The 12907-nt window shown below is 41.3% G+C and carries 9 protein-coding genes and 1 tRNA gene; 3 read left to right on the top strand and 7 right to left on the bottom strand.

Going from position 1 to position 12907, the window contains the following annotated elements:
* Nucleotides 1–38: 38 nt before the first annotated feature.
* Complete coding sequence (locus JK628_RS11425; RefSeq protein ID WP_202289581.1) at nt 39–2555, bottom strand: DNA translocase FtsK; 2517 nt, start codon at nt 2553–2555, stop codon at nt 39–41.
* 193 nt (nt 2556–2748) lie between these two features.
* A complete protein-coding gene (gene lrp, locus JK628_RS11420; protein WP_202289580.1) occupies nt 2749–3252 on the bottom strand; it encodes a leucine-responsive transcriptional regulator Lrp in 504 nt (167 codons plus the stop codon).
* 180 nt (nt 3253–3432) lie between these two features.
* Between lrp and ald the strand changes: the two genes are divergently transcribed.
* Entirely contained in the window at nt 3433–4548 is a 1116-nt protein-coding gene (ald, locus tag JK628_RS11415) for an alanine dehydrogenase (protein WP_202289579.1), read from the top strand.
* A gap of 78 nt (nt 4549–4626) precedes the next feature.
* Here the strand turns inward: ald and JK628_RS11410 are convergent, their stop codons facing one another.
* From JK628_RS11410 to JK628_RS11395, 4 genes are all read right to left on the bottom strand, one after another.
* Nucleotides 4627–5307: a response regulator transcription factor gene (locus JK628_RS11410; RefSeq protein WP_202289578.1), complete on the bottom strand. Its 681-nt coding sequence runs from the start codon at nt 5305–5307 to the stop codon at nt 4627–4629.
* A 171-nt stretch (nt 5308–5478) separates the two neighbouring features.
* A complete protein-coding gene (locus JK628_RS11405; protein WP_202289577.1) occupies nt 5479–7251 on the bottom strand; it encodes a DUF885 domain-containing protein in 1773 nt (590 codons plus the stop codon).
* A 171-nt stretch (nt 7252–7422) separates the two neighbouring features.
* The gene (locus JK628_RS11400; RefSeq protein WP_202289576.1) at nt 7423–9351 is read right to left on the bottom strand and encodes a RecQ family ATP-dependent DNA helicase; all 1929 of its coding nucleotides are present in this window, start codon (nt 9349–9351) and stop codon (nt 7423–7425) included.
* A gap of 37 nt (nt 9352–9388) precedes the next feature.
* Nucleotides 9389–10246 carry an endonuclease/exonuclease/phosphatase family protein gene (locus JK628_RS11395; RefSeq protein WP_202289575.1) on the bottom strand — a complete coding sequence of 286 codons (858 nt, stop codon included), beginning with the start codon at nt 10244–10246 and terminating at the stop codon, nt 9389–9391.
* Between the two features lie 164 nt (nt 10247–10410).
* On the opposite strand from JK628_RS11395, the gene cls reads away from it, so the two are divergent.
* A complete protein-coding gene (gene cls, locus JK628_RS11390) occupies nt 10411–11868 on the top strand; it encodes a cardiolipin synthase (protein ID WP_202289574.1) in 1458 nt (485 codons plus the stop codon).
* 51 nt (nt 11869–11919) lie between these two features.
* Nucleotides 11920–12558, top strand: a complete 639-nt coding sequence (locus JK628_RS11385; protein ID WP_202289573.1) for a sulfotransferase — start codon at nt 11920–11922, stop codon at nt 12556–12558.
* 116 nt (nt 12559–12674) lie between these two features.
* On the opposite strand, the gene JK628_RS11380 is transcribed toward JK628_RS11385, so the two are convergent.
* A tRNA-Ser gene (locus JK628_RS11380) sits at nt 12675–12764 on the bottom strand.
* Nucleotides 12765–12907 lie beyond the last annotated feature (143 nt).

The following is a 12907-nucleotide window of genomic DNA, read 5'->3' as shown; positions in this document are numbered from 1 at the left end:
CTTATTTATTAGGCATATATACTAAAAAGTCGTTTAGTCTAATCAAAGTCTTTAGGTGGTGGCGGTGCCAATACTTCTCGGTTGCCGTTATGCCCTTGGGCACTAACAACGCCCTGAAGTTCCATCATTTCAATGATCCGTGCTGCACGGTTATAGCCAATTTTAAATTTACGTTGCACGCTCGAAATTGAACCACGACGAGTTTGAGTAACAAACGCTACCGCTTCGTCATATAACGCATCCATCTCTTCTTCTGAGTCACTCGCTTCACCTGGAAGCAGTACCTGCTCTCCTTCTGCAGAGCCTTGCAAGATATCCTCGATGTATTGTGGTTTACCACGTGCATGCCAGTCAGCCACCACCTTGTGTACTTCATGATCATCAATAAATGCGCCATGTACACGACTTGGAACGCTGGTACCTGGCGGAAGATAGAGCATATCACCCATCCCTAGCAAGGTTTCAGCCCCCTGTTGATCTAAAATCGTTCTTGAATCGATTCTCGAAGAGACTTGGAAAGCCATACGGGTAGGAATGTTTGCTTTAATCAAACCAGTAATAACGTCAACTGACGGTCTTTGGGTAGCCAATATTAAGTGTATTCCTGCCGCTCGTGCTTTTTGTGCAATACGCGCAATTAGCTCTTCCACCTTTTTACCAACAATCATCATCATGTCAGCAAACTCATCCACGACGACTACTATTGACGGTAACTTATCAAGTTCAGGGGCTTCAGGCTCCATGCTGTCAGACGCCTTCCACAGAGGATCGAGAATTGGCTCTCCCGCCTCTTTGGCATTTTTAATCTTAGCGTTATAGCCTTTAAGGTTACGCACACCAAGCGCAGACATTAGCTTATAACGGCGCTCCATCTCACCAACGCACCAGCGTAGTGAATTAGCGGCTTCCTTCATATCGGTGACGACTTCACACAAAAGATGTGGGATCCCTTCATAGACCGAAAGTTCCAACATTTTGGGATCTATCATAATGAAACGAACATCATCAGGACCAGATTTATACAGTAAGCTGGTGATCATCACGTTCACCCCTACTGACTTACCTGAGCCTGTGGTACCAGCAACTAAAAGATGCGGCATTTTACCTAGATCCACAATGACAGGTTTACCACCGATATCCGCTCCTAGGACCATACTCAAATGAGACGGGTTTTCCCTAAATTCATCGCAATCTAATACATCGCGCATAAAGACGGTTTCTCGAAATTTATTTGGTAATTCCAGACCGACAAATGCTTTGCCAGGAATAACTTCAACGACACGCACACTCTCTGCCAGTAACGAGCGCGCTAAATCCTTAGATAAATTGGTAATTTTTGAAGCTTTAATGCCCGGCGCTAATTCGAGCTCAAATCGAGTAATCACCGGACCTGGATAGACACCTACCACTTTTGCCGTTATATTGAAGTCTGCAAGTTTCACTTCGACTAATCTACCCACCTGCTCCAGCTCTTCTTGGCTTATGGGATTGCTTTGCCTATTGGGTACATCAAGTAATGAAATACTCGGTAATGGTTCCATTGGAGCTGTATTAGCACTCTCGTCCTGGCCTGGTAAAATAACAATACCATCTACAATCTTGGCTTTATCATCTTTAACACGTTTAGTCGTGTTAACCTCGCCAACAGACTCTTTTGAATCAAAGTTAATCGTCTCAATTTCAGCTTGCGTAGACGACACCCAAGGGGCTTGAATGCTGGGATCCCTTGCTTCAGTCTGAGTTTCAGTGTCTATCATCGGTTCAATTTTAGGTTCGAGACGAGTAGTAACAGTTTGCTGTAAAGGTGAATCTATAGGCATAGCTGAGCCGCCATCGAAAAGAGCAGCATCAGTTTCTTGTTCATCCAATTCTCTGTTGCGCTTTTCTCGGAATCGTTCAACAACAGATAAAAACCCGCGTGTATCTTCAGTTTCTTCTTTTTTAGATGAAAGTTTTTCGGGTAACTGTCGTAAGGAGTTGAAAAACCACAGTGTCGCGTAACCCGTTAGATCAATAATAGTGAGCCAGCTAATACCAGTAAGTAACGTAAAACCAGCGCCAACGAAACACAGTAGCAGCAGAGTGGTCCCTAATTGGTTGAAATAGGGCAGCATTGCTTGACCAATGACATCACCTGCAACGCCACCGGCAGAAAACTCATATAACCCGTTTGCATTCATACTTCCCAAAGCTGCTAGACTAAACACGATAAGAAGAAATCCTATCAACCTTAAACCAACAGAAAAGTAGTCTATTTCTAGTAATTTATGAGTGCGTTTAAAAAGCAGCCAGCCAGTTAGCGCAATAATAACCGGAATGATATAAGCGGTATAACCGAAAATATAAAACAATACATCAGCTAACCATGCACCAACAGCACCGGTGAGATTTTGGATATCACCGTCAAAATGTGATTGACTCCACCCAGGATCGGAAGCGTTAAAACTACTGAGTGCTATGAGGATATAAGTTGCAATCATGCAACAAATTATCAGACTACCTTCTAATAGTCTTTGTACGCCGGAAAGGGTTTTTACACTAGTTGCCTTAGACAATCGCAAACCTACACTAAAAAAGACGATAATGTCAGTAAGATAGCAGAAATGAGTTTATTTTGCAGCGTTTGACTTGCGCTAAACTAAATGAATAAGTATTCACCTGAATTCTTTGCATCATTTTGTATCAATTGTATTTTGTATAAAAGAAGGGAGTCGACGGACTCCCTTCTTGTACAATAAAACAACAAAGTTACATTTCAGAAATCGTATTGATAGCGACGCGATTAGTCTGCTTAACCTCTTCCATCACCACATACGTGCGTGTGTCAGAAACTGAAGGCAGTTTAAGCAGGGTTTCCCCTAATAAACGACGATAAGCGGACATATCAGAGACTCTAGTCTTCAATAAATAATCAAAATCACCCGACACTAAATGACATTCTTGAATATCATCAAGTAGTTGCACGGCATCGTTAAATTTATCGAAAACTTCAGCTGTATCACGATTTAGCGTAATTTCAACAAACACAAGTAAAGAGGCACCCAAAAAGTGGGGATTGACTAATGCAGTGTATCCTTTGATATACCCTTGTTTTTCAAGCCTTTTTACGCGCTCTAGACAAGGAGTGGGACTCAGCCCTACACGCTTCGATAGCTCAACATTGGAAATTCGTCCATCAATTTGTAACTCGTTGAGTATGTTTCGATCTATTCGATCTAAGTCTTTTATAGGACTCTTTTTATTATTAACCATATTTATAACCTTGAATTGCATCTATAACAAAATAAAACACCGTGTTTAGATAAACTTCAGCAGCATAAACTACTGAAGGAATACTATACTAGATTTCCCTGAAACATTCACGTTCAGGCATAACAAAATAACAATTACACCCATAGAAAATGGGTTTTTATGCGAAATTGAGGCTTCAAGATGATTATAGGTGTTCCAAAAGAAATCAAAAACCACGAATATCGTGTAGGCATGGTACCTTCTAGTGTTCGTGAATTGACCCTGCGTGGTCATGAGGTTTTTATTGAAACAAGTGCTGGCTCTGGCATTGGTTTTTCCGATGAAGATTACGTCAATGTAGGCGCAAAAATCCTAGCAACTGCAGCTGAGGTATTTGCTCAATCGGAAATGATTGTTAAGGTAAAAGAGCCACAAGCAGTTGAACGTGCGATGTTAAGAGAAGATCAACTTCTATTTACCTACCTACATTTAGCTCCAGATTTACCACAAACAGAAGATCTTGTTAAAAGCGGTTCAGTTTGTATCGCCTATGAAACTGTAACAGACGATCGTGGTACGCTTCCCCTGCTCGCGCCAATGTCTGAAGTTGCTGGCCGTATGTCTATTCAAGCTGGCGCAATGGCACTTGAAAAGTCTATGGGCGGACGTGGTATGTTACTTGGTGGTGTGCCAGGAGTAGAGCCTGCTAAAGTCGTTATTATTGGTGGCGGTATGGTCGGCACCAATGCTGCACAAATGGCAGTAGGCCTTGGGGCTGATGTCGTTATTCTAGATCGCAGCATCGATGCATTACGCCGTTTAAACGCACAGTTTGATAATAAGGTTAAAGCTATCTATTCAACTGCTGATGCAATTGAGAAACATGTGTTAGAAGCTGACCTTGTCATTGGCGGAGTATTAGTCCCAGGTGCCGCGGCGCCAAAACTCGTGACTAAAGCACACATTGCAGCAATGAAACCAGGCTCTGCAATTGTAGATGTTGCAATTGATCAGGGTGGGTGTATTGAAACTTCTCATGCCACGACTCACCAAGATCCTACATACATTGTTGATGATGTTGTTCACTATTGTGTTGCAAACATGCCTGGTGCTGTTGCTCGTACCTCTACATTTGCACTAAACAATGCAACACTGCCTTACATTATCAAGCTTGCTCAGCTTGGTTATCGAGAAGCTTTGCTGCAAGACAAGCACCTATTAAATGGCCTTAATGTTATGCACGGCAAGATCACATGTGCAGAAGTAGCTGAAGCATTGAATCTTGAATTTGTTGATCCGGTTATCTTATTAAAATAATGACTTAGTTTATCAACAAAAAAAGGGAGCAAATAGCTCCCTTTTTTATTAGCGATAAATCAAGTCTAGATCTGCTCGCTACATCTCTGCAAAACTATAGCCTTTGCCTCTAACCGTATTGATTAAAGATTTGGGTAATTGTATAGCCGCCAATTTTCTTCGCGTATTACTGATATGCATATCCAAATTTCTATCAAACTGGCCTAACTCTTTTTGCAATACTCTTAGCTGTAGTTCCTGCTTCGCGATAACCCTACCCTTGCGTTCGAATAGATATTTGAACAACTTAAATTCTGTTTGGGTAAAATAGACCACTTTTGAAGTGATAGACACGCTATAACTACTATCGTCAAATAACACGTCAGTGGCTAAATCGTCATTTACTTCAGATTCATTTCTCACTAATTCGATTCGACGTTGAATAGCCTTTATCCGCACAATTAGTTCCCGCTGGCTAAAGGGTTTACCAAGAAAGTCATCTGCACCAAGTTCAAATACATTAACTCGTTCATGTTCAGTATCCAGTGATGAGATCACAATGACGGGAGTTTTATCATTGCGTAGTTTTAACATTTCAACACCATTGAGCTTTGGCATACTAATATCGAGGAGGATAATATCAGGGGTAATACGCTGTAACTTTTCAAGTGCCTCTTCGCCATTAGATGCCAGCGTTACGGCAAAGTTTTCAGCCTCTAAATAACTCTTTAAAAGACTTTGTAAAACAAGATCATCATCAACCAACAGTATATTTTTCATGTTACGAAATCTTAATGCGAACAATTATCATTGAGATTACATCAAGCTCGTTAAATTTGCTAGTCCAGAATCATGCAATAGATCACATCTTTGTTAAATCAAAGACATTGGACAATAAAAAGCCAGCAATTATGTTAATTGCTGGCTTAATATAAGGTCGATTCAAAAACACTATTTATGGAGCATCAGCCCTCTAATGTACTTCACTGGAGCACTTCCGTAACTTAAAAACTCTTCATGGAATGTCTTAAGATCGAAGTCTTCGCCTTTCAGTGCTTTATACTCTTCTCTAAAGTCATAAATCTCACGATATCCAGAATAGTAACTAGTCAGTTGCACTTGACTCAGCGTTGCTCTACGCCATTTGCCTTGAGCTTCGGCTTGTTGTTGGAATGCTTCATTCATCATAAGATCAAGCGCTTCAGTTTCTGTCATACCGTTAACCTGAATACCGTAGTCGAGTATTGTGTTACAGATGACGCGAAGGTTCCACTTGTAATACATCAACCACATTTCAGGCTCAAAGTTACCATAGCCCTCTTCCAGCATCATACGTTCTGTATAAACAGCCCAACCTTCAACCATAGCGCCATTACCAAACAAGCTCTTAATTAGGCTTGGTGATTCATTCGAGTAAACAAGTTGTGTGTAGTGGCCAGGTATCGCTTCATGGATATTTAACACCTGTAAAATCCAATGGTTATACTCTCTTAGGTAACTCTCTGCTGATTCATCACTCATCCCATCAAGTGGAGTCACGTTGTAATAGGTGTTTCCTGACTTCTCATAGGGTCCAGGTGCACTTATCGATGCACCGGCATAACCGCGCATATAAGCAGGGGTTTCACGTACGACGAGCGGCTTATTTGGATCAAGAGTGACTAGGTTTTTCTCATTAACAAAAGCAATAAGCTCTGGGATCTGTGCTCTAACTTCATCAACAAAATCATCACGCTTAACATGCTTAGCTGATAATTTATCGATAAGTTGCTTTATAGCCACTTTACTGTCTTTTGGCATTGCCGTATCAAAATTTGTTGGCCATAGCTTTTTAGTGATTTTGCTCATCTCTGCTTGTACGCGATTCTTGTCCATTATCGCTTTTTCGTACAAGTCTTTGCCTGTCATTCCAGCTTGAATATCGAGTGCAAACTTCTGTTCATAAAGAGTTTCGCCGATTCTGAAACTACGAGCTCCCTCATCAGCCAACTTAACTTCGAGTGCTTTTAGCCAATCAATGTGCTCATTGATGGCTATGCTAGCCTTATTAAAGCGAGTGACAAACAGTGCCTTTTGTTCATTGGTCAGTTCTGACGCAATCACTTTATCTAAAAGATCATTGTTAAACACAGAAAAAGCACCTTCATTTTGCATTATCGCAAGCTGGGTATGCTCTAGCGTAGGGTTATTAATATTTTCGCGAGCCGCTGCGTAATAAGCGGGAACATTTTCCATTCTAGATAACACCGATACTAAACGCTGATCTAAAGGCGCGAAATTCTCATTTATAATTTGCGCAAAACCACCAGAAACATTGTAGTTTGTTGGGTTCCACTGCCATGACTTGAATGTTTCGATGTCCCAACGTATTTCGCCAATTAAGTTTTCTATCAAGCGATAATCAGTTAAAAGCGCTGCAGATAAACTCTCCTTGTCAAAACTGGCTAATAATGCCGCTTGCTTCGACACAAAGTTTAAACTTGCTTGACGTGCTTGCTCATTGGGTACCTTAAGCACTCCATCATATTTATGGAAACCACTGTATAAAGCCCACGTTGGCGACTCAAGCCATAAAGCATCAATAAAACTCTGACTAAACTGTTGAAATGCCAAATTTTGGTCTGCCATTTCTATCGTATCTTGCTCTGTAAATGTTTGATTTTGACAAGCGGTAAGCCCGGTGAGTGACAATGCTATAGCAAGCGTTAACGCAGCTTTTTTCATGTTAAATCCCTTAGTTATCATTGTTCGCAATCTATGTCGCGATAAATTTGCCATCAGTAAAGCATGTTCTTTGTTTTATTACATTATTTAAGTAGTGTTGGAAAATCTTTGTTACATAACATGCATAAAACGATACGTATTATGCATATCACTAATACAGGCCACGCTGTTTTATTGCTGTTGCTCAATCCAATTCAGCACATCTGTAAAGCGGTAGCGCTCAAACTGCGCAAATCCTTTAACGGGTCTCATTTTGAGCTTGGTAAACAAGGGCGTTGTCAGTCCACATAGGAAGCGAGCAAGCAAGACTGCCGATGTATGGGACTTTAACTTTGAGATGGCGTCACCACAGGTCAATTGAAAATCATATTCGCTCAATGGTGTTAAGTACGCAGGTTCGGGTAATATTGCTATTTGATTAAGACAAACTGAACAATGTCCACAAGCTGTGCGTGCGTTGGGATCAGAGAAATACTGCGCCAGTTGCAAACTTAGGCAACTGCTACTACCAAAGAATGACACTAAGAAATTAATTCGCTCGATCTCACTGCTCTCTTTAAGGCTAAATTGTTGATAAAGACGTTCGGCCAACCCATCGACGTATAACTCAGCCGGAGATACTTGGTAAACCAAGGTTAATTGTTTGCTCTGCAATTCAATAAGTTGTTTTTGATCTAAATAATCTAATGCTTTTATCGCACGGCCACGACTATTGGGAGAGATAGACTCAAGCTGGCTGAGATCGGCGCTATACCAGATTTTGGCTTTGACAGAAGTATCCACAATTGCTTTTACGAAATGTTGCCGCTCCGCATCAAAGCGACTTAACACCTCCTCAATCGGCGCTAGTAACTTATATTTGTATTCAGCGAAGTAACTATACTTGGGCTTAATGGCCCCTTGCATCTCTAGATAAACTAACAAAGTTTTCAAACTAAGAGGTCGAATATTCGATGATGTAGACAACTGATTAAGCATTAGCTCCCAGTCATTATGCTGTTTGGTCACTGATTTTATTTCATCTATAACACTAACGATAGCATTAAGCTCTGGGGTGTCACCGAACACGAAATTCTCTAATACATTGAGATTATCTTTGTTCGCCAAGACCAAACAGTCAGAATCCTGACCATCTCGTCCCGCACGTCCAATCTCCTGAGCGTAGTTTTCAATTGATTTAGGCAGATCATAGTGAACCACAAAACGTATATCACTTTTATCGATCCCCATTCCAAAGGCGATAGTTGCGACAATGATGGGGACTTCTCCCGACATAAAGCGAGTCTGGATTGATTTTCGTACATCACTGTCCATTCCTGCATGATAAGCCAATGTGTTGTAGCCATTAGCTTGCAGATACTTTGCCACCATTTCAGCACTTTTTTGCAAAGTGACATAGATAATGCCGCTTGTTTGCTGCCTTTCACTTAACCAGTTCGCCAAAAAACGGGGCTTATCTGACTCTTTGATACCAACAGCATTTAGATGTAAATTGGATCGATAAAAGCCGGTTAAGGTAATATTCTCCGGCGCAATTGCAAACTTGCGGCTCATATCTGCAATCACTTTTGACGTTGCTGTCGCCGTTAACAACAGTACTTGTGGGATATTTAATGCTTGTTGGTAGCTCGGTAGTTTTAGGTAATCGGGTCGGAAATTATGCCCCCACTCAGAGATACAGTGGGCTTCATCGATCACCAGTAAAGAGATGGCTATGCCTGCAATAAAACGCCTAAATCGTTCATTATTTAAACGCTCCACTGAGATCATCAATATTTTGATACTACCATTGCTCACGCCATCGAGTACTGCAGCTGCCTGTTCTGGTGTTTGGGTGGAATCAATTGATGCAGCTGAAATACCTCGAGTTTCCAAATAGGCTAATTGGTCTTGCATCAAAGCCAATAGAGGCGACACGACCAATGTAAGGTTCGGCAGCGCTACAGCTGGTAATTGATAACATAATGACTTACCCGATCCCGTCGGAAAAATAGCTGCGGCGCTTTGACCATTTAATACCTTGTTAACGACTTCTTGCTGTCCAGTTCTAAAGTCACTGAAACCAAAATACTGTTTAAGTAACGCGCGGGCGTTATCCATGCTTTGTCCTGTCGATTTATCTACGAGTGTTTACTTACTAAGGAATTTTTTTGAGTAATCTAAAATAGGCTTTTAACGGATTATGATCAGAGCTATCGGTAACAATAGATTCAGTGTTTACCAACTCCAAGCCTCTATAAAATATATGATCTAGTGATTGGCTAAATACGGTGGTTCGATAGTCATCCCTTGGAACAGCTTCTATCAGCCCTGCTTTTTGAACCATAGTTACTACATATTCTGCTCTCTCATCGCTCCATGTATTAAGATCTCCAGCAAAAATAATAGGGCCATGGTGTTCCATCATCGCTGCAGCGACCACGTTAAGCTGAGCTTGGTAATCCTGAAGGCCTAAGGTAAAATTGATGCTGTGAATGTTAACGACCAACAGCTGGCTGCTGTCTGACAACTTGTAATACGATACCAGTAACGATTTAGGATAGTAAATCAAAGGTTCAGCATACCTAAAAGCACATGTACTAAGGGGATAACCTTTCGACAAGTTCATCACTCCCACCGCTTCGCCGGCAAAAATGAACGCCCTTGCTAATACCCAATCTTCATTCAACTCTAAAACTGAAGATTTTAAATCATCAGAAAGTGTTGCTTCTTGCAACAATAGCAAGTCAGTTCTATCGGCTAGCTGTTTTAGCACGTTTTGCCAGCCATCATTCTGCTGCTTATAGATGTTCCAGATTGCAATATCGAGATTGCCGTGTCTGTCTAGCGGTACCGTTGAACTATATGTGACACATTGAATAACATCTGCTCCGTCAGTATCACTTGATAACAATGTATCTTGTAGCGGAATTACTGTACTTTGATAAATAAAAAGGGCAAACAATGTCACTAGCAGTAGTGAAAACAAAATGAGCTTACGTAGAGTTCTATACATAATGAGTTATTCTGCTTGTTACTTAGATTTACGGTAATCTTTTCATTATAATAGCTTTTACTGGTATGTGGCATAAACATTAGTCGTTGACGTCTCCTACGTAGATTAAATCGTCATGACGCCATTATTCTTAATTCCCTAAGGCTTCTATCATCAAAGAAAACATGTACCAATTTTATCAATTACTCACTATCGCAGCCGTGTTTGTTTACTGGTTAGTGATTGCAGGTATCAGTGTACGAGTCGTTGTAAAAAGACGAGCCATTGGCGTCTCTTTAGCGTGGTTAATGATAATCTATATCGTGCCCCTAGGCGGCGCATTCGCCTACCTACTGTTTGGCGAACTAAATCTTGGTAAAAAACGCGCTGAACGGGCGAAACAGATGTATTCGCCTTATGAGCAATGGTTTTCACATCTCTATAATGTGCGCCAATATACGCCCCATGTGTCCAGTCTTTATGGACAATCAATTAGTGCTATATGTGAAAAGCAAATTGGGATCCCGGCGCTTGCAGATAACCAACTTACATTGTTAAACCAGACTCATGAGATCCTTGATATGTTGATCAAGGATATTGACCTCGCACAAGAATCAATCCACCTTGAGTTCTATATTTGGCAACCCGGTGGCAAAGCCGATGACGTCGCTCAAGCCTTGATTAAATCGGCTGCTCGCGGTGTTACCATCAAATTGCTTCTGGACGCCGCGGGTAGCCGTGCCTTTTTTAAAAGTCACTGGCCAACGACATTTAAAAAAGTCGGGATTACCGTTGTCCATGCACTCGAGGTATCACCTTTAAGAATGTTCTTTAGACGACTCGATTTAAGGCTACATAGAAAGATCGTAGTCTTAGATAATAGTGTGGCCTATACCGGTTCCATGAATCTCGTTGACCCAAAGTATTTCAATCAAGATGCTGGGGTTGGCGAATGGATCGACGTTATGGTTAGGATCACCGGGACGACTGTTCCTGTGCTAAACAGTATCCATGCATGGGATTGGGAAGTAGAAACTAATGAGCGATTTCTGCCCGAATTACCAAAATGTTTAGCACATAAACACAATGAAATCACAGATTTGGTTCAGGTTATTCCATCAGGACCAGGCATGCGAGATGAGATAATCCATCAGGTGTTACTGCAAAGTATCTACCAAGCGCAAAAAAGTATAGTTATTACTACACCCTATTTCGTCCCAAGCGAGAACTTGCAACTGGCGTTAATCATCGCAGCTCAACGGGATGTGCAAGTCGATATCATTGTGCCAGATAAAAATGACTCGCTAATGGTTGAATGGGCGAGTCGAGCCTTTTTCTCAGAACTTCTCGATGCTGGCGTGAATATCCATCGTTTTAAAGGTGGGCTATTGCACACCAAGTCTGTTGTCATCGATGGAAACCACTGCCTTATAGGGACAGTAAACCTTGATATGCGCAGCTTATGGCTAAACTTTGAAGTGACCTTAGCTGTCGACAATCTCACCTTTACCCAAGAGCTAGCGCGTGTTCAACAAGGTTATTTAGCTGACTCTGATATCGTTTGCCCTGAAAGTTGGACGAAACGCTCATTACGGAACCGTATAATGGAACGCATTTTCTACCTATTCAGCCCGTTACTGTAGATAATTGATATGCAATAACGACCTCTCCCTCTATTGTGGCTTAATATAAACATGAACAAAATTTTCATCATCGGATTACCAAGAACCGGCACCACGAGTATCAGCGTTGCCCTACTTGACTATGGGTTTAACGTTGCCCACACCGCCTATACAAAAAGAGCATTTGAACTAGCTGATGTTATTTCTGACTCGCCATGCTTTTGTGATTATGCACAATTAGATAAGCTTTTCCCCGGTTCTAAATTTGTGTATTTAGAGAGAGAACTTGCCCTTTGGGTACCTTCGATGCAAATGTTAATAAACAAGATGCTGGTGAATTTGGATCTTAAAAACGGAATTTTCAATCCAGTATTAAAACGCACTTTTAACGATATTTTTAAGCTTTCAACAACAGCTTTCCCAGATGATAAAGCACACTTAGAAAAATGTTATCAGCAACATAAGCAGCAGGTATTGACATATTTTGCAAACAGAGACGATCTGGTTTGTATCGACGTAAGTAAGCCAAACAGCTTGGGTGAGTTACTGAGCTTTATCGGAGTAAGTACAGCTCCAGCTTTAGACTCAGAGCTGAACTTCCCGCATCTGAATGTTGGCCGGAAAGTCGCGTGCTGGAAAGAGCATAAGCACCCAAATAAAGTTAATTCGAATGCGGCGGGAATAGAGCATCGTAAATTCTTTGACTACTGATACCCATTTTCCAAAGCATTAAAGAGCGCATACTCGAATGCCCAACATCAATAGTAATACTTGAAAATATGACAGCAAAAAGCCCGTTATCTTTCGATAACGGGCTTTTCTATATATGGCGGTGAGCGAGAGATTCGAACTCTCGTTAGGGATAAACCTAAACACACTTTCCAGGCGTGCGCCTTCAGCCACTCAGCCAGCTCACCAATTGATCATTTTTTTGTGTTTAATCATCACAATAGCTAACAACGTAGCTTACGTTGCCAACGGAGCGCTACTTTACGCAAAAGCTGCAATTGCGTCAAGCGTATTTGTGGCCAACAATGGTGTTTGCATACTTGCTAACCAA

The organism is Shewanella sp. KX20019 (assembly GCF_016757755.1).
Taxonomy (GTDB): domain Bacteria; phylum Pseudomonadota; class Gammaproteobacteria; order Enterobacterales; family Shewanellaceae; genus Shewanella.
This window is presented reverse-complemented; position numbering and strand designations above follow the sequence as displayed.